This is a genomic window from Micromonospora yangpuensis, from assembly GCF_900091615.1.
Classification (GTDB): domain Bacteria; phylum Actinomycetota; class Actinomycetes; order Mycobacteriales; family Micromonosporaceae; genus Micromonospora; species Micromonospora yangpuensis.
Genome location: NZ_FMIA01000002.1, coordinates 4,087,694 through 4,104,817, shown reverse-complemented (window position 1 = coordinate 4,104,817; position 17,124 = coordinate 4,087,694). Strand labels below are relative to the sequence as shown.

The following is a 17,124-nucleotide window of genomic DNA, read 5'->3' as shown; positions in this document are numbered from 1 at the left end:
CACCTGCGGGTTCAGCTCGCGCCGAGCCGCCTGCGTACCCAGGGCACCAGGCCACCGGCCGCCACCAGATCGGCCACGAACGGCGGGGTGGGCGGGATCTGCCACCGCTGCCCGTCCGCGCTGATCAGCCCGGCGGCCAGATCCACCGTGACCTCGCCACCGTCGCGCAGCGCCCGGGCGGCCTCCCGGTGCTCCACCACCGGCAGGCCGAGGTTGACGCAGTTGCGGAAGAAGATCCGGGCGAAGCTCTCCGCCACCACCGCCTGCACCCCCCGTCCGCGCAGGGCGAGCTGCGCGTGCTCGCGCGACGAACCCATCCCGAGGTTGCGGCCCGCGACCAGCACACAGCCCGGCACGATCCGGGCGGTGACCGCCGGGTCGTACGCTTCGAGCAGGTGTGGTGCCAGCTCGACCGGGTCGGTGACGTTGAGGTACGCCCCGGGCACCATCATGTCGGTGTCGATGTCGTCGCCGATGCGGACCACCGGCCCGCGTAGCGTGCTCATCGGGCCCGCTCCGCCAGCAGCACGGCCGGGTCGGTCAGCTCGCCGGTGACCGCGCTCGCCCCGGCCACCCAGGCGTTGGCCAGGTACACCCGGGATCCGGGGTGGCCCATCCGGCCGACGAAGTTGCGGTTGGTGGTGGCCACCGCGACCTCCCCGTCGTCGAGGATGCCGGTGTGGCCGCCGAAGCATGCCCCGCAGGTCGGCGGGGAGATCATCGCGCCGGCCTCGACGAGGGACGCCACCAGCCCCTCGGCGAGCGCCTGCCGGTAGGTGCGCTGGGTGGCCGGGACCACCACCAGACGGGTGCCCCTGGCGACCTTCCGGCCGCGCATCATCTCGGCCACCGCCCGCAGGTCACTGATGGTGCCGTTGGCGCAGTTGCCGACGTACACCTGGTGCACCCGGATGCCGGTGCCGAACTCGTCGACCGGGCGTACGTTGCCGGGGCTCCACGGTGCGGCGACCAGCGGCGGCATGCCGGACACGTCGATGGTGACCTCCCGGTCGTAGCGCGCGTCCGGGTCGGGGGTCAACGCCTCGGGGCGGTACCCGAGCCGGGGTTCCAGCCAGTCCAGGGTGACCTCGTCGGGCGGGACGATGCCGGTCTTCGCACCGGCCTCGACCGCCATGTTGCACAGTGCCATCCGGTCGTCGACGGTGGTCCGGGCCAGCGCCTGCCCGGCGTACTCGACGGCGGCGTAGGTGGCGCCGCTGACCCCGGCCTGGCGCAGCAACGCCAGCGCCAGGTCCTTGCCGGTGACGTGGCGGGCGGGTTGGCCGGTGAAGGTGACCCGGTGCACCTCGGGCACCCGGATCCAGAGTTGGCCCAGGGCGAGCACCGCGGCCACGTCGGTCGAGCCGACCCCGGTGCCGAACGCGCCGAGCGCCCCGGCGGTGCAGGTGTGCGAGTCGCCGCCCACCACCACCTGGCCGGGGCGGATCCGGCCCTGTTCGGCCAGGAGCGCGTGCTCGATGCCGGCCTCGGCGGTGGCGCCGGTCTCCCAGTAGTCGGTGATGCCCTGCGCGTCGGCGAACTCCCGCAGCAGTCGTACCTGGTGGGCGCTGCGGATGTCCTTGGCCGGCCAGAAGTGGTCGGCGACGCAGGCCACCCGGGTCGGGTCGAACACCCGGGCGGCGCCCATCCGGGCGAACTCCCGCAGCGCCACCGCACCGGAGACGTCGTTGAGCATCAGCAGGTCGACGTCGAGCAGCCCGTAGCCGCCGGGCACCGTATCGGTGACGCCGTGGGCGCGCAGCACCTTGGCGGTGAGGGTCAGCCCGCTCACCGGGTGGCCGTCCGGGCCGCGACGGTGTCCTCGAAGGCGGTCAGCTCGCCGAGCCCGACCAGTTCGTTGAGCTGGTCCAGCGACATCATCGCCGGTGCGCCGGACCGGGTGTCGCCGGTGCGGCGCAGCCCCCGCAGCAGCTCCAGGGTGGCGTACGCGCCGACCCGCAGCGCGGCGGTGGGGTAGATGGCGACGCTGAACCCCATCGCCTCCAGCTCGGCGGCCGGCAGCATCGGGGTCAGTCCCGTCTCGGACATGTTCACCACCAGCGGCCCGCCCCCGGCCAGCGCGCCGACCGCACGCAGCTCGTCGGCGCTCTGCGGCGCGTCGACGAAGACGGCGTCCGCGCCGGCCGCGCGGAAGCGTTCCACCCGGCGCAGTGCCTCGGCCAGACCGAGCGGGGCGCGGGAGTCGGTGCGGGCGACGATGGCGGTGGCCGGGTCGCGGCGACCGTTGACCGCCGCGTCGATCTTGCGCAGCATCTCCTCGACGTCGACCACCCGCTTGCCGGCCATGTGTCCGCAGCGCTTGGGCCAGACCTGGTCCTCCAACTGGATGGCGTTCGCGCCGGCCTGCTCCAGCCGGCGCACGGTGTCCCGGACGTTGACCACGTCGCCGTAGCCGGTGTCGGCGTCGACAAGCAGCGGCAGGTCGGTGACCGCGCGGATGGCGAGGACTCCGGCCACGTTCTCGGCGGCGTCCAGGATGCCGATGTCGGGACGGCCGTGCATGGCGGCGGCCATGGCGTACCCGCTGACGTAGACGGCCTCGAAGCCGGCGGCCTCGACCAGCCGTGCCTCCAGTGGGCTGCCGGCCCCGGCGACGACGTCGATGCGGGGGCGGCTCAGCAGGTCACGGGCGGTCGGGGCGGTGCTCATCGGTCCTCCGGGTCGGGTGTGTGCGGTGTGGTACGCAGGTCCAGCAGGGCACGGGCGACCTCACCCGCGCGCAGCGCGTCGAGCGCCTCGTTTACCTCGTCGAGCGGGTAGTGGCGGGAGACGAGCCGGTCCACCGGCAGCAGCCCGGCCCGGTACATCCGGATCAGCCGGGGGATGTCGCGGGCGGGGACCGCCGAGCCGAGGTAGGAGCCGCGCAGCGTGCGTTCCTCGGCGACCAGCGAGACCGCGGGGATGCTCAGGTCCCGCTGCGGATGGGGCAGCCCGACGGTGACGGTGGTGCCGCCCCGGGCGGTCACCGCGTACGCCTCGGCGAGGACCCGCTCGTTGCCGACGCTCTCCACCACCGTCTCGGCGCCACCGCCGGTCAACTCGCGGATCTGGGCCCGGGTGTCGTCCGTGCCGGCCCGCACGGTGTGGTGCGCGCCGAGCGCGGCGGCCAGGGCCAGCTTCTCCGGCAGCACGTCCACCGCGATCACCGGGTAGGCGCCGGCGGCGAGGGCGGCGAGCAACGCGCTCAGGCCCACCCCGCCCAGTCCGAAGACGGCCACCGAGGTGCCCGCGCGGACCCGGGCGGCGTTCTGCACCGCGCCCGCGCCGGTGAGCACGCCGCAGCCGAACAGCACCGCGACGTCCAGCGGCAGGTCGGCGTCGACCCGGACCAGGGACTCGCGGGAGACCACGGTCTGCCGGGCGAAGCCGGAGATCCCCAGGTGCTGGTGCAGCGGCTGACCGTCGGCGCGGCGGAACGGCCGGCCGCCGCGCAGCAGGGTGCCGGCGGTGTTGGCCGCCGCGCCGGGCCGGCACAGCGCGGGGCGGCCGTCGACGCAGGGCGGGCAGGCCCCGCAGGCGGGTACGAACGTGCAGACCACGTGGTCGCCGCAGGCGAGGTCGGTGACGCCCGGCCCGACCTCGGCGACCACACCGGAGGCCTCGTGGCCCAGCACCATCGGTACCGGGCGGGGACGGGCCCCGTCGACCACGGACAGGTCGGAGTGGCAGAGCCCGGCGTAGGCGAGGTCGAGCAGCACCTCACCCCGCCCGGGTGGGGCCAGCGTCAGGTCCTCCAGCACCAGCGGTCGACTGGTGGCGTACGGCGGGGTACGCCCGCTGTCGTGCAGTACGGCGGCGTGCACCATCCGGGTCTCCTCTGCCTCAGGTGGTGGGGGATCGGCCGAGCAGGGCCAGGGCGGTCGGCAGGTCCACCACGTCGGCGTACTTGGCCTGCAGGTCCCGCAGGGACCCCTGGTGGGCGTCGGTGGCCCGGTCGGCGACACCGTCGCGGGGAACCACGACGCTGTAGCCGTGTTGGAGGGCGTCCACGGCGGTGGCCCGGACGCAGCCGGAGGTGGACGCGCCGACGACGACCACGCTGTCGCAGCGCTCGGCGGTGAGCAGCGCGTTCAGGTGGGTGCCGAAGAACGCCGAGGCGAACAGCTTGGTCAGCACGGGTTCACCGGGCCGCGGCGCGATCCGGGAGTCGATCCGGGTCCACCGGGAGCCGGGGCGCAGCAGCAGCAGGTTCGGTGACTTGGCGACGAAGGCGTGGGCGGTGCGTTCCGCCGCGTCGTCGTACTCGATGGTGGTGTAGACCACCGGGTTGCCGGCGGAGCGGGCGGCGGCCAGCAGGTCGCGGACCGCCTCGACCGCCGGGTCGGTGGCGCAGGACAGCGGCGAGGCGGGGTCGGTGAAGCCCAGGTTGAGGTCGACGACGACCAGGCACGGCCGGCGGCCGGTGCGCTGTGCGCCGCCGAACGCGCCGCGCCGGTACGCCTCCTCGGCGGTCTGCGGGGTGCTCATCGGGGTCCCGGGGAGCCGGTCGGCAGGGTGGCCCGGAACGAGGTGAGCATGGCGGCGTCGCGCAGGTACTCGCGGGCGGCGACCGGGTCGGCGGCGGTGCGCCGCAGCTTGTCGTGGTGCTGTTGCCGGACCGCCGGGTCGCGTTCCTGCATGAGCTGCCAGTTGCGGTGGGTGGCCTGCTGGATGTACGTCATCGCCACGTGCCGGCGGGTGGTGGCGTACTCGTCGAGGCTGTCGGCGGCACCGCCGATGGTGTCGTGCAGGGCCCGGACCGCGGCGATCGCGTCGTGGATGCCGCTGTTCATGCCCATGCCGCCGAGCGGGTTGTTGATGTGCGCGGCGTCGCCGGCCAGCAGCAGGTGCCCGGCCCGGAAGGTCGCGGCGACCCGCTGGTGCACGTTGTAGAGCGTGGTGTGGGTGACGTCATAGCCGGGTGGGTGGGCGGCGACGTCCTGGAGCCGGCGGGCCACGTCGGCGGGGTCGCGGGCCTGGTCCAGGTCGGTGCCGTCGGGGATGGGGAAGAGCACCCGCCAGTGCCGGGGGGTGCGCAGCAGGACCAGCCACTCCTGCGGATCGGAGACGTAGTTGACGTAGGCCAGGTCCGGCAGCAGGTCGGCCAGTTCGGTGGTGGTCGAGGCGACCAGGAAGCGCTCCTCGTAGGTGGTGCCGTCGAAGCCGATGTCCAGGTCACGGCGGGCGACGCTGTTGGCCCCGTCGGCGGCCAGCACCCAGGGGGCGTCGACGAGGTGGACGTCCTCGCCGGTGCGCACACTCAGTCCGATCCCGTCGGGCAGTGGTCGTACCCCGACGACGTCGGCGCCCACCACCACCTGCACGTGCGGGATCTGGAGCAACCGCTCGCGGATGATCCGGACCAGGTTGCTCTGCTCGCTCTGCAGCCGGAACGGGTAGCGGGTCTCCTCGGCCAGCACCGCGAGGTCGAAGTCGGCGACCACGCCGGCCCGCCGGTCACGGTACTGGTAGCGCGGGGCCCGCAGGCCGGTGTCGAGGAGTTCCTCGGTGACCCCCAACTCGTCGAGCATCTCCAGGGTCGGTGGGTGGAACGTCGAGGCGCGCGACTCCAGCGGGTCGGCGTACTGCTCGTGCGCGGCCTCCAGGGCGAGGACCGGGATGCCGCGTTGGGCGAGCGCCAGCGCGGCGACCGACCCGACGGGCCCCAACCCGAGCACCACCACGGTGTCGGGGGAGAGCGGGCGCTGGAGAACGGAGGGGTGATCGGTTGCGGAGGTCATGCCTCACCAAATTCTCGTGAGATGAGAAATTGAGTACGAATATGCGAGAAAGGATAAGGCGGTGTCCTCCCAGTAGTCAACGGGACAAGATGCGGCTTGAGCTGGGAAAACTTACTCGATCATGGCGATACACAGTTGTTACTTGCTGGCGATGAACGAGAAACCCCAGGCTCTTGACCCTGCTCACGGGCCAGACGTATGGTCCTGCCACGTCTACTTCTCGTATAGCGAAACCAAGTCCTCGCATATTGAGAGCAGCTCTTCGGGGCGGTCCTCCACAGGCTCCGCCCAGCTTCTGACTCCCGGCTCCCGCCGGTCCCCCCACCGCTGGATCCCGCCTCACTCTCGGAGACACCATGAGCCGCACGCGAACACTGCGCGTCGTCGCCGCAGCGCTGGTCATGTCCCTCGGACTGGCCGCCTGCACCGCGGAGGACACCTCCACCGCCAGCGCGGAAGAACCGCTGGTGACCACCAAGATCAAGGCACCGGAGAAGACCCTCGGCGTCTGGCAGTCACAGGGTGACGGCGAGGGCCAGGTGGAGACGCTCTCCGGCATCAAGGCCGGTGCGGAGGCCCTCGGCTGGAAGGTGATCGTCACCGACTCCAACGGCGACCAGCAGGCGATGCAGAGCACCATGCAGTCGCTGATCTCGCAGAAGGTCGACGCCATCCTGACCGTCTTCGTCGCCAGCGGCCTGATCTCCGGCCAGCTCGCCCAGGCCAAGGCCGCCGGCATCCCGGTGATCAGCGTCGGCTACCAGGGCACCCCCAACCCCAACATCACCGCCGAGTACGCCCCGGACCAGGCCGAGGAGGCCAAGCTCCTGATCGAGCGGATGGGCCAGGACCTCGACCAGGGAGCCAAGATCGCCCCGATCGCCGTCCAGGGCTACTACGGCATCGACCAGGTCCTGGCCACCCTGGACCAGCAGAAGTCACAGCACGGCTTCAACGTCCTGCAGACGGCGAACGCCCCGGTCGCCGACGTCTTCAACGGTCAGACCAAGGCGGCGCTGAGCTTCCTCAACGCCAACCCGGATCTCGGCGCCTTCTACGCCGCGCTGGACATCGGCCCACAGGCCATCGTGCCCGCCCTCAAGCAGACCGACCGCAAGGTGCCCGTCTACAGCTTCGGCGCGATCAGCTCCGCCCTGGAGGCGGTCCGCTCCGGCCAGGCGATCGTGGCCACCAGCGACGGCACGATCAAGGCGGGCTTCCTCGCCATCGACGCCCTGCTGGCCCTCTGGACCAACGACACCCCGATCCCGACCGACATCCCGGCCGAGGACGCCCTGGAATACAAGATCGTCGACGCTGACAACGCGCCGGCCAAAGGCTCGGCGGTCTACCCGCTGGCCGACGTGACCAAGGAGTTCACCGACCGGTGGGCCAGCGAGTACGGCACCGCCGGCTGACCGTCATGACCCACGGCACGGACCAATCGACGACCCACCGGGTACGAGGAGAGACAGCGATGGCAGTGGACAGCGAGACGCGTGACGGGAAGGGCGGGGCCAGTACGGCAACCGGGCCCGCCGACGCCGCCCCGCCGCGCGGTGCCGCCGCGCCGGGTGCGTCACGATGGTCGGGGCAGTCCCTGGAACGGTGGATCCTGCCGGGTGTGTTCGTCCTGACCGTCGGGTTCTTCTCGATCGCCCGACCGGACGCCTTCCTCACCGTCACCAACGCCAGGTCACTTGTGCAACAGAGCGCTCCACTGCTGATCGTCCTCGGTGGACTCTGCGTGGTCCTGGCGATGCGGGAGTTCGACCTGTCGTTCGCCTCCATCGCCGGGGCCAGCGGGGCGCTCGCGGTCCAGTCCATGGTGCTCTGGCAGGCCACCGTCTGGTGGGCGGTGCTGCAGGCGATCCTGCTGGGTCTCGTGCTCGGCGCGGCCAACGGCTTCCTCGTCGGCTACCTGCGGGTGCCCTCGTTCATCGGCACCCTGGCCACCGGATCGATCATCCAGGGCGTCATGCAGGCCATCGCCTACCAGACGGTCTTCGAGGGCATCCCCGACAGCTACCTCGAACTCACCCTGCTGCGTTTCCTCGGGGTGCCGGTCAACCTCATCGCGATCGGCCTGGTCCTGCTGGTGCTCGGGACGGTGCTGCGGCACTCGGTCTTCGGCCGGCAGGCCACCGCGATCGGCGACAACCCCGACGCCGCCCGGATCGCCGGGGTCGACGTCCGTCGGGCCCGGCTGATCGGGTTCGCCCTCAGCGGGACCTGCGCCGGCATCGCCGGGGTGCTGCTCACCTCCCAGGCCGGGCAGTACTACCCCGACCCCGGCGCGGCCCTGCTGCTGTCGGCGTACGCGGCCGCGTTCCTCAGCCTCTCCCTCGGCCGCGGCTGGCGGTTCAACGTCGGCGGGGCACTGCTCGGCGCGATCTTCCTGGCCTGCGTCACCACCGGGGTGACCATGCTGAACTACCCGAGCTGGCTCAGCCAGCTGCTGCAGGGCCTCGTCCTGCTCACCGCCGTGTTCCTGCTGACCCGCCGGCAGGTCGCCCGATGACCGGCCAGCCGTGGCTTTCGGCGGTCGGTCTGCACAAGCAGTTCGGCCCCACCGTCGCCATCAGCGGCGCCGACCTGACCCTGCGCCCCGGCGAGATCCGGGGCGTGGTGGGCCCCAACGGCGCGGGCAAGTCCACCCTGATGCAGATCCTCGCCGGCAACCTCACCCCCGAACACGGCGAGATCCGGATCGACGGGACGCCGGTGACCTTCCGCCGTCCCGGCGACGCCATCGCCGCCGGTATCTCCCTGGTGCCGCAGGAGATGCGGCTGGGGCCCAACCTCAGCGTCGCGGACAACGTCGTGCTCGGCAACGAACCTCGCCGCCTGGGCTTCGTCAGCGCCCGGCGGTCCCGGCAACTGGCCGAGACCGCGCTGCGGCGGCTCGGCGCGCACCTCGACCCCGACGCCGCGGTGACCAGCCTCAGCCCGGTCGACCGCCGGCTGGTCATGGTCGCCCGGGCGCTGGCCCGCGACGCCCGGCTGGTCATCCTCGACGAGCCGACCGCCGCACTGGCACCACACGAGGCGGGTGCGATCCTGACCGCGGTACGGTCCATCGCCGCCACCGGGGTGTCGTTCCTCTACGTCTCGCACCGCTTCGACGACATCGAACAGATCGCCGACACGGTCACCGGTGTGCGCGACGCCCGGGTGGTGGCCGACCTGCCCCGCGACCAGATCCGCCGGGCGGCCCTGGTCGCCCTGGTCAGCCCGGTCGACGAACTGTCCCACCCGGTGCCACCCACCGCCCGGGCCGCCCGCGCGGCCGCCACCGCGGAACCCGTCCTGCGCGTCGACGACCTGCGGGGCGGGCCGTTGCAGGGCGTCAGCCTCGCCGTCGGGCCGGGGGAGATCGTCGGCGTCGCCGGTCTCTCCGGCTCCGGCGCCGACGAGCTGATGAGCATGGTCGCCGGCATCACCGTCCGCGCCGGCGGCACGGTACGGGTCGCCGGCGGCGCGCTGCCCTCCGGCGACCGGGTCCGGGCGGTGCGGGCCGGCGTCGCGTACGTGCCGGGCAACCGCACCCTGGCGGTGCTGCCGAACCACGACATCCGTACCAACGTCAGCATCAGCAACCTGCGGTCGTTCAGCAGGTGGGGGGTCCCCACCGGTGGACGGGAGACCACCGTCGTGCGTCGACTGATGGACGCGGTGCGGCTGACCGCGGCACCGGGGCAGACGATCTCCTCGCTGTCCGGCGGCAACCAGCAGAAGGCGGTCTTCGCCCGCTGGATGGCCCGCGACTGCACGGTGTTGCTGCTGCACGACCCCACCGCCGGCGTGGACGTGCGGGCCCGCGCCGAGATCCACCAGCGGGTCCGGGAACTCGCCGCCACCGGCCTGGGCGTCGTCGTCGTCACCACCGACGTACCCGAACTCGTCGAACTCAGCGACCGGGTGCTCGTGCTCGACCGGGGTGCCCTGGTGGCCGACCTGCCCGGTGCCGGCCTTACCGAGCAGGCGGTCCTCACCGCCATGGTCTCCACCCCCGTATCCGCCCGTTGACCATCTGAACCCGCCGTATGCCCAGGAGGGCGACCATGACCAATCACTCCCGCCGCTACCACTGGATCGACGGCAAGCCGTACACCCCGTCCGGGGGTGAGACCATCGACCTGATCAACCCCAGCACCGAGCAGCTGCTCGGCCAGGTGCCCGCCGGCACCGCCGCCGACGTCGACCGGGCGGTGGCCGTCGCGGTCGGTGCGTTCGCCGACTGGTCCACGACCAGCCCGCAGCAGCGCGCCGAGATCCTGGCCCGGGCTGCCGAGGGGATGCAGCGGCAGGGCAAGGAACTGGCCGAGGTGATCACCGCCGAGGTGGGCGCCCCGGCGAAGATCTCGCTCAGCGCCCAGGTCGGCTTCCCCCTCAACGTGCTCCGCTCGCACGTGGACATCCTGCGCGACTTCGCGTGGAGCGAGACCATCGCCAACTCGCTGGTGCTCAAGGAACCCGTCGGCGTGGTCGGCGCGATCAGCCCGTGGAACTTCCCGATCCAGCTGGTGATGGCCAAGCTCGCACCGGCCCTGGCGGCCGGCTGCACGGTGGTGCTCAAGCCCAGCGAGTACACCCCGCTGACCGCGTACCTGCTCGCCGAGATCTTCCAGGAGGCCGGCCTGCCCGACGGGGTGTTCAACATCGTCTGCGGCACCGGCCCCGTCGTCGGCGAGGCCATCTCCCGCCACCCGCTGGTGAACATGGTCTCGATGACCGGCTCCACCCGGGCCGGTCGGCAGGTCTTCGCCGCCGCCAGCACCACGGTCAAGCGGATGCACCTCGAACTCGGCGGCAAGAGCGCCAGCCTCGTCCTGCCCGACGCCGACTTCGACAAGGCCGTACGCACCACCATCGACCAGGCGTTCTTCAACTCCGGCCAGGCGTGTCTGGCATGGAGCCGGATGTTGGTGCCGCAGGAGCGGATGGCCGAGGCCGCCGAGATCGCGGCCAGCCAGGCGGCGCTGTACCGCAGCGGCGACCCCACCTCGTCGGAGACCGACCTCGGCCCGCAGCAGAACAAGGCCTGCTTCGACCGCGTACAGGAGTACATCGGCGAGGCGATGGCCTCCGACGCCACCCTGGTCGCCGGTGGACCGGGCCGCCCCGACGGCATCGACCGGGGCTGGTTCGTCCGACCCACCGTCTTCGCGGACGTACGCCCCGGTGACCGGATCGCCCAGGAGGAGGTCTTCGGTCCGGTCATGTCGATCATCGGCTACCGCGACCCGCAGGAGGGCGTGGCGATCGCCAACGACTCGATCTTCGGCCTGCACGGCGCGGTCTGGGCCGGCGACGAGCAGGCCGCCATGCCGTACGTGCGGCAGCTGCGCACCGGACGCATCGACGTCAACGGCGCCAAGACCAACCTGGTCTCGCCCTTCGGCGGGTACAAGCAGTCCGGGTTCGGCCGCGAACTGGGCATCTACGGCTTCGAGTCGTACCTGGAGATCAAGTCGGTGCAGCTGGCCGGCGACGACACCGGTGGCCTCGAGGCCGGCATCCGGGTCCGCGAGGCACAGGGGTGAACCACCGACCGCATCCGGTGCCGACCGTCCACGCCGGCCAGCCCGGCTACCTGACGGTCGGCACCGGTGCGGTGCACGTGCGCGACTACGGGCCGGTCGACGCCACACCGCTGGTGCTGCTGCACGACACACCCGGCTCCGGCGCGGCGCTCGCCCCACTGGCCGTGGCGCTCGCCGGGGCGTACCGGGTGGTCACTATCGACCTGCCCGGCCACGGCGGCAGCACCGGCACCGTCGACGACCACGACCCGGTCGGTCAGGCAGCCGACGCGGTGGACGCCGTCCGGCAGGCCCTCGACCTGGATGCCGCCCCGGTGGCCGGGGTCGGCTACGGCGCGCACGTGGCGGCCCGGCTGCGCCGCCCGGCGTCGTTGGTGCTGCTGGCTGCCACGGCCGGCCGGCCGGCCCGGCTGCCGGACCCGGCACCGCACGGCGTCGGACCCCTGCTCGACACCTGGTGGCGGATCCGCCGCGCCGCGGTCACCGGCGGCTGGCCGACCAGCGGCGGCGACCTACCCGACGCCGCCGACCTGCACGAGGCCGTCGTGGACGTGCTCGGCCAGCCGGCGACGACCGGACCGGCCCGGGTGGCCGCCGAGGACCTCGACCGCGCCGCGGGGCTGCCGCTGCCCAGCTGGTCGGCGCAGGCCATCCGGGCCGCCCTGACCGCCCACCGGGTACCGGGGCGGCACCGGCGGGCGGGGGCCACGGCACTGGCCGACACCCTCGGTCCGGTGGCCTACCGCACCGTCCTGGACGCGCCCCTGCACATCCGGGCCGCCGGCGGGGACCGGCCCGGTCGGCCGGTCGTGGTGCTGCCCCCGGCCCCCGGTTCCAGCACCTCGGTGGCGCACCTCGTCGAGGCGTTCGGCCGCCACCGGCCCGCGTTCGGCGTGGACTACCCGGGACACGGCCGCTCCGCGCCGCTGACCTGCGCCGACCCCCGGCCGGCGGCATCGCCGACCCTGCCGGACGCCCGCGCGGCGGCGCCGACCCTGCCGGAGTACCTGACGCGGCTCGACGCACTGGTGGCCGGGCTCGGCCTCGACGAGGTGGACGTCTTCGGCTGCCACTCCGGTGCGCTGCTGGCCCTGCTCTGGCAACGCCGGCATCCGCGGCGAGTCCGGGGTCTGGTCCTCGACGGGCTGCCCCTGGGCGCCGACTTCGCCCATCTCGACCTCGACCGGTACCTGCCGACCCTGGAACCGGACGTCGACGGCCACCACCTGCTGCGGGCCTGGGCGATGGCCGAGGACCGTACCCTGTGGTCGCCCTGGTACGCGCGCACCGCCGCGGCCCACGTCCCGCGCCCGGCCGACCCGCACCGGCAGTGGGCCTGGACGGTCGACCTGCTGCGCGGCGCGGCCAGCTACCGGCACCTGTACCGGGCGGTGCTGCGGCACGCCGTGGAAGCCGAACCTCCCGGCCCGGTGACGCCCACCCTGCTGCTGCGTACCCCCGGTGACCCGCTCAGCCACGACCTGGCCCGGGTCCGCGCGCTGTTGCCGCACGCCACGGTCGCCGACGGCGCCGGCCACGCCGACCCCACCGCCGCCGCGACCACCGCCGACGCGGTGACCCGGTTCCTGGACCGGGTCGACGACCCCGCGCGGGCGGTCCGCCCGCCCGCCACCCTCCTCCCCGGCCCCGGCGCCGGGGAGCCGACCCTCGGGAGCCTTCCGTGACCACCAGCCTGGCCCGACGCGCCGTCTTCGGCGTGATCGTGCCCTCCACCAACACCGTGGTGGAGGACGAGTACAACCTGATGCGTCCGCCCGGCATCTCGGTGCACACCGGACGCATCCACATGCGCAACGAGAGCCTCGCCGGCGACGACCGGTTCGAGGAGTTCCTGGCGGAGCTGCGCACCGAACTCGGCGCGGCGATCGACCGGGTGATGACGGCGAAACCCGACGGAATGATCATGGGGATGTCGGCCGAGACGTTCTGGGGCGGCGTCGAGGGCAGCGAGAAGTTCACCGCCTGGGTTCGGGAGCGCTGCGGACTCACCCCGGCCACCGGCGCGGCCGCCTGCGCCGCCGCGCTGACCGCCCTCGGGGTACGCCGGATCGGAGTGATCACCCCGTACCAGCCGGTCGGCGACGTACAGGTCCGCGAGTTCTTCGAGGGCCTCGGCTTCGAGGTCGACCAGGTGCTCGGCCTGAAGTGTCCGACCGCGACGTCGATTGCCGAGGTACCGCTGGCCGAGGTCGAACGCGCCTTCCTCGCCGTGGACGGTCCGCGCGTCGACGCGCTGGTGCAGGCGGGCACGAACCTGCCCGCCGTGGCCGTCGCCGCCGACCTGGAGACCCGGCTCGGCAAGCCGGTGCTGGCGATCAACGCGGCCACCTTCTGGTACGCGTTGCGCCAGGCCGGCTTCACCGACCGGATCACCGGCTTCGGTCGGCTGCTGGAGCAGCTGTGAACGCCCCGGCGGCCGACCGGCCGGGCGTACCGGCGGCGCGCCGGTCAGCCCACAGGGGAGAGGATGACGCGATGCGGACCACGGACGACCCACGCCCCGCCGACACCCGGAACGGCTCCGGCAACGAGAGCTCCCGCAAGATGCTCACCCTGCTGCTGTCGTTCACCGAGGAGAACCACACCCAGTCGGTGAACGACCTCGCCGCCTACCTCGGCGCCCCGACCAGCACCGTCTACCGGTACGTCGGTCTGCTGCGGGAGTACGGCCTGCTGGAGGAGGCCGACCGGGGCCGCTACCAGGTTTCCATGCGGGTCACCGGGCTGGCCCGGGCGGCCCGCGCGGCGGCCGGGGGACTGGCCGTCATCGCCCGCCCCTACCTCGACCAGCTGGCCCGCGAGACCGGCGAGACCGCGCTGGTGGTCAAGCGGATCGGCAACTCGGTGGTCGCCGTGGACATCGGCGAATCCCCGCAGGCGGTCCGGTTGCGCTTCGAGCGCGGCGCGCTGATGTCGCTGCACCAGGGCGCGGCGGCCCGACTGCTGCTGGCGGCGATGCCGCCGGCCCAGCGGCAGTCCTACTACCGCACCATCGCGAAGACCACCGGGGAGACCGACCTGCCCACCGAGGACGAGCTGGGCAGCATCGCCGCCGGCGACTGGACCGAGAGCTTCGGCCAGGTGGAGGAGGGCATCTGGGGCTGCGCGGCGGCGATCCGCGACGGCGGCGACGTGGTCGCCGCACTCGCCGTCGCCGGGCCGTTGTACCGGCTCTACGACACCCGGCGGCAGGACATCATCGGCGCGGTCCGCCGCGTCGCCACCGAGATCAACGACGACCTGTCGGGCCGGTCGGCCCGTTGACCCGCCGACCAGAAGCCGGAGACACACCCATGAACACCGCACTGTGGATCGACGGTGCCCCGCACCCGGGCGTCGGTGAGATCGCCCGGGAGAACCCGGCCCGCCCCGACGAGCGGGTCGGCGCGGTGCGCGTCGCCGACCCCGCGCTGACCGGCACCGCCGTCGCCGCCGCCGCGGCCGCCTTCGCGCCCTGGGCGGCGGTCCCGGTGGCCGAACGGGTGGCCAGGGTCACCTCGGCCATCGTCGAGACCTCCGCCGCCAACGACGTCCGGGGTCCGCTGCTCAGCCGGGAACTCGGCAAGGTCATCGCCGACGTACGGGGCGAACTCGACTTCGCCCACGCCCTGGCCCGCTACGACGGACCGGTCGCCGAGCGCCTCGGCGCGGACACCGTCCTGCACGACGACGAGGGCACCCTGGTCACCACCACCGACCCGTACGGGGTGATCGCCGCCATCACCCCGTGGAACGCGCCGGTCATCCTCGCCGCGCTGAAGGTGGTGCCCGGCCTGATGACCGGCAACACCATGGTCGTCAAGCCGTCACCGCTGGCCCCGCTGGCGGTCACCGACTTCCTCACCGAGGTGGCCCGGCGGCTGCCCGACGGGGTGCTCAACGTGGTCAACGGCGGCGCCGACGTCGGGCAGGCCCTGGTCGCCGACCCCCGCGTCGCCAAGGTCAGCTTCACCGGCGGGCTGGCCACCGCCCGGCACATCGCCGCCAGCGCCGCGCACCACGTCCGCCCGACCGTGATGGAACTGGGCGGCAACGACGCCGCGATCTTCCTACCCGACGCCCCGTTCGACCTGCCCACCATGCAGCGCGCGGTCTTCGGCACCTTCCTCACCAGCGGCCAGGTCTGCATGGCCATCAAGCGGCTGCTGGTGCCCGCGGCCCGCCGCGACGAGTTCGTCGAGGCGTACCGGGAGGCGGCCGAACGGGTGCTACGGGTGGGCGACCCGCTCGATGCCACCTCGACGATGGGACCGGTCGTCTCCCGCGAGCACCAGCACCGGCTGACGGCCCTGGTCGACTCGGCCCGCGCGGCCGGCGGCACCGTCCTGGACGTCGGCCGGTACGCGCCGAGCAGCGAGGACGGCTACTGGGTACGCCCGACGCTGGTGCTCGACCTGCCCGACGCCCACCCGCTCGTCGTCGACGAACAGTTCGGCCCGACGGTGCCCCTGCTCACCTACGACAGCGTCGACGAGGCGGTGGCCCGCGCCAACGGCGTCGAGCAGGCGCTGGCCTCCTCGGTGTGGTCGGCCGACACCGACCGCGCGGTCGCCGTCGCCCGCCGGCTGGACGCCGGATTCACCTTCATCAACTGCCACAACCGGGCCGGCACCTCGCTGCGCGCCTCGTTCGGCGGCCGCCGCAGCAGCGGCCACGGACGCGAGTTCGGCGTCGCCGGGGTCGCCGAGTACCTGCAGACCCACTCCATCAACCACCCGGCGGCCATCCGCGACAACCGGGCGCTGGGCAACGCGTACCCGGTGCCGGCGGCACGGGGATGAGCCCGTCGACCACCGTCGGCGGCCGGGTCGTCCGGCTCGTCGACACCGCCCGGGTGGAACTGGTCGAGCTGCCGGTACCCGAGCCGGGGCCGGGGCAGGCACTGGTCCGGCTCACCGCGTGCGGGGTGTGCGGCACCGACCTGCACGCGTACCACGGCAGGCCGGACACCCTGCCGGTGACGTTGGGCCACGACGCGGTGGGGGTGGTGGCCGCCGTCGGCCCGGACACCGACAGCCCGGCCCCGGTGGGACACCGGGTGACCCTCGACCCCACCCTGTGGTGCGGATCCTGCGTCTACTGCCGCCACGACCGGCCGCAGCTCTGCCGGCGGGGCGGCTACCTCGGCATGACCTGCGACGGCACCATGGCCGAGTACCTCTGCCTGCCGGCGGGCAACCTGGTGCCGCTGCCCGACGAGGTCTCCGACACCGACGCCACCGTGCTGGAGCCGATCGCGGTCGCCCTGCACGCGCTGCGCCGCGTCGGCGGTCTCGCCCCGATCCCGGCGCGGGCCCGGGTGGTCGGCGGCGGACCGCTGGGCCTCGTCCTGGCGCAGACCCTGATCGCCCACGGATGGCGCACCGTCGTGCACGAACCGCAGGCACACCGGCGGAGCGTCGGCGAGCGACTCGGCCTCGACGTGCGCGACAGCGCGGACGTGCCGCCGGCCGACCCCGACGACGGTCCGCTGCTGGTGGTGGAGACCTCCGCCAGCGGCGGCGGCGTCGCGCTGGCCGCCCGGCTGGCCACCCCCGGCTCGTACCTCGTCGTGGTCGGCCGGGCGCCTGCCGACTTCGCCACCGCCGACATCCTCGGCCGGGAACTGACCGTGCTCGGCTCCCGGGGTGGGGTGGGCACCTACCCGGAGGCGGTCGAACTGGTCCGCACCGGCCGGGTACGGCCGGCGGCCGTGGTGTCGCACCGTTTCGACCTGGCACATGTCGACGAGGCGATGCGGCTGGCCGGCACCCCGGGCGCCGCCGTGACCCGGGCCCTGCTCACCTGCTGACCGGCCGGCGACGCCACCAGACCCA

15 protein-coding genes are annotated in these 17,124 nt (G+C 73.4%); 9 read left to right on the top strand and 6 right to left on the bottom strand.

The genetic code is table 11. From position 1 onward, the window contains the following. Positions 1–11: 11 nt before the first annotated feature. From GA0070617_RS18525 to GA0070617_RS18500, 6 genes are read right to left on the bottom strand one after another with little or no spacing between them, the layout of a single operon-like run. Positions 12–506, bottom strand: a complete 495-nt coding sequence (locus tag GA0070617_RS18525; RefSeq protein WP_091439868.1) for a LeuD/DmdB family oxidoreductase small subunit — start codon at positions 504–506, stop codon at positions 12–14. Continuing rightward, positions 503–1,792, bottom strand: coding sequence for a 3-isopropylmalate dehydratase large subunit (locus GA0070617_RS18520; protein WP_091439864.1), 1,290 nt, complete (start codon positions 1,790–1,792; stop codon positions 503–505). The genes GA0070617_RS18525 and GA0070617_RS18520 overlap by 4 nt, the downstream gene beginning before the upstream one ends. Continuing rightward, positions 1,789–2,670, bottom strand: coding sequence for an isocitrate lyase/PEP mutase family protein (locus tag GA0070617_RS18515; protein ID WP_091439861.1), 882 nt, complete (start codon positions 2,668–2,670; stop codon positions 1,789–1,791). The genes GA0070617_RS18520 and GA0070617_RS18515 overlap by 4 nt, the downstream gene beginning before the upstream one ends. After that, positions 2,667–3,827, bottom strand: coding sequence for a zinc-binding dehydrogenase (locus GA0070617_RS18510; RefSeq protein ID WP_091439858.1), 1,161 nt, complete (start codon positions 3,825–3,827; stop codon positions 2,667–2,669). Before GA0070617_RS18510 ends, GA0070617_RS18515 begins: the two co-directional genes overlap by 4 nt. A gap of 16 nt (positions 3,828–3,843) precedes the next feature. After that, positions 3,844–4,488, bottom strand: coding sequence for an isochorismatase family protein (locus GA0070617_RS18505; RefSeq protein WP_091439855.1), 645 nt, complete (start codon positions 4,486–4,488; stop codon positions 3,844–3,846). Beyond that, a complete protein-coding gene (locus tag GA0070617_RS18500) occupies positions 4,485–5,741 on the bottom strand; it encodes an FAD-dependent oxidoreductase (protein ID WP_091439852.1) in 1,257 nt (418 codons plus the stop codon). The genes GA0070617_RS18505 and GA0070617_RS18500 overlap by 4 nt, the downstream gene beginning before the upstream one ends. 356 nt (positions 5,742–6,097) lie before the next feature. Here GA0070617_RS18500 and GA0070617_RS18495 point away from each other — a divergent pair, with 356 nt between their 5' ends. From GA0070617_RS18495 to GA0070617_RS18455, 9 genes are all read left to right on the top strand, one after another. Continuing rightward, positions 6,098–7,159, top strand: a complete 1,062-nt coding sequence (locus GA0070617_RS18495; RefSeq protein WP_091439849.1) for a sugar ABC transporter substrate-binding protein — start codon at positions 6,098–6,100, stop codon at positions 7,157–7,159. Positions 7,160–7,218: 59 nt separating this feature from the next. Further along, positions 7,219–8,262 carry an ABC transporter permease gene (locus GA0070617_RS18490; protein ID WP_175440577.1) on the top strand — a complete coding sequence of 348 codons (1,044 nt, stop codon included), beginning with the start codon at positions 7,219–7,221 and terminating at the stop codon, positions 8,260–8,262. Next, positions 8,259–9,770, top strand: a complete 1,512-nt coding sequence (locus GA0070617_RS18485) for a sugar ABC transporter ATP-binding protein (RefSeq protein WP_091439843.1) — start codon at positions 8,259–8,261, stop codon at positions 9,768–9,770. The genes GA0070617_RS18490 and GA0070617_RS18485 overlap by 4 nt, the downstream gene beginning before the upstream one ends. Before the next feature lie 35 nt (positions 9,771–9,805). Further along, positions 9,806–11,287: an aldehyde dehydrogenase family protein gene (locus GA0070617_RS18480; RefSeq protein WP_091439840.1), complete on the top strand. Its 1,482-nt coding sequence runs from the start codon at positions 9,806–9,808 to the stop codon at positions 11,285–11,287. Beyond that, entirely contained in the window at positions 11,284–12,972 is a 1,689-nt protein-coding gene (locus GA0070617_RS18475) for an alpha/beta hydrolase (protein WP_091439836.1), read from the top strand. Before GA0070617_RS18480 ends, GA0070617_RS18475 begins: the two co-directional genes overlap by 4 nt. Next, a complete protein-coding gene (locus tag GA0070617_RS18470) occupies positions 12,969–13,712 on the top strand; it encodes a maleate cis-trans isomerase family protein (RefSeq protein WP_091439833.1) in 744 nt (247 codons plus the stop codon). The genes GA0070617_RS18475 and GA0070617_RS18470 overlap by 4 nt, the downstream gene beginning before the upstream one ends. Positions 13,713–13,783: 71 nt before the next feature. After that, positions 13,784–14,572, top strand: a complete 789-nt coding sequence (locus GA0070617_RS18465) for an IclR family transcriptional regulator (protein ID WP_091439828.1) — start codon at positions 13,784–13,786, stop codon at positions 14,570–14,572. A 29-nt stretch (positions 14,573–14,601) separates the two neighbouring features. Continuing rightward, entirely contained in the window at positions 14,602–16,089 is a 1,488-nt protein-coding gene (locus tag GA0070617_RS18460; RefSeq protein WP_091439824.1) for an aldehyde dehydrogenase family protein, read from the top strand. Then, positions 16,086–17,099 carry a zinc-dependent alcohol dehydrogenase gene (locus GA0070617_RS18455; protein ID WP_091439822.1) on the top strand — a complete coding sequence of 338 codons (1,014 nt, stop codon included), beginning with the start codon at positions 16,086–16,088 and terminating at the stop codon, positions 17,097–17,099. The genes GA0070617_RS18460 and GA0070617_RS18455 overlap by 4 nt, the downstream gene beginning before the upstream one ends. The last annotated feature ends 25 nt before the right edge of the window (positions 17,100–17,124 follow it).

Excerpts from the sequence above, each read along its gene's own strand:
- GA0070617_RS18525 (WP_091439868.1), bottom strand. The coding sequence starts at position 506 with ATGAGCACGCTACGCGGGCCGGTGGTCCGCATCGGCGACGACATCGAC.
- GA0070617_RS18515 (WP_091439861.1), bottom strand. The coding sequence starts at position 2,670 with ATGAGCACCGCCCCGACCGCCCGTGACCTGCTGAGCCGCCCCCGCATC.
- GA0070617_RS18510 (WP_091439858.1), bottom strand. The coding sequence starts at position 3,827 with ATGGTGCACGCCGCCGTACTGCACGACAGCGGGCGTACCCCGCCGTAC.
- GA0070617_RS18505 (WP_091439855.1), bottom strand. The coding sequence starts at position 4,488 with ATGAGCACCCCGCAGACCGCCGAGGAGGCGTACCGGCGCGGCGCGTTC.
- GA0070617_RS18500 (WP_091439852.1), bottom strand. The coding sequence starts at position 5,741 with ATGACCTCCGCAACCGATCACCCCTCCGTTCTCCAGCGCCCGCTCTCC.
- GA0070617_RS18495 (WP_091439849.1), top strand. The coding sequence starts at position 6,098 with ATGAGCCGCACGCGAACACTGCGCGTCGTCGCCGCAGCGCTGGTCATG.
- GA0070617_RS18490 (WP_175440577.1), top strand. The coding sequence starts at position 7,219 with ATGGCAGTGGACAGCGAGACGCGTGACGGGAAGGGCGGGGCCAGTACG.
- GA0070617_RS18485 (WP_091439843.1), top strand. The coding sequence starts at position 8,259 with ATGACCGGCCAGCCGTGGCTTTCGGCGGTCGGTCTGCACAAGCAGTTC.
- GA0070617_RS18480 (WP_091439840.1), top strand. The coding sequence starts at position 9,806 with ATGACCAATCACTCCCGCCGCTACCACTGGATCGACGGCAAGCCGTAC.
- GA0070617_RS18465 (WP_091439828.1), top strand. The coding sequence starts at position 13,784 with ATGCGGACCACGGACGACCCACGCCCCGCCGACACCCGGAACGGCTCC.
- GA0070617_RS18460 (WP_091439824.1), top strand. The coding sequence starts at position 14,602 with ATGAACACCGCACTGTGGATCGACGGTGCCCCGCACCCGGGCGTCGGT.
- GA0070617_RS18455 (WP_091439822.1), top strand. The coding sequence starts at position 16,086 with ATGAGCCCGTCGACCACCGTCGGCGGCCGGGTCGTCCGGCTCGTCGAC.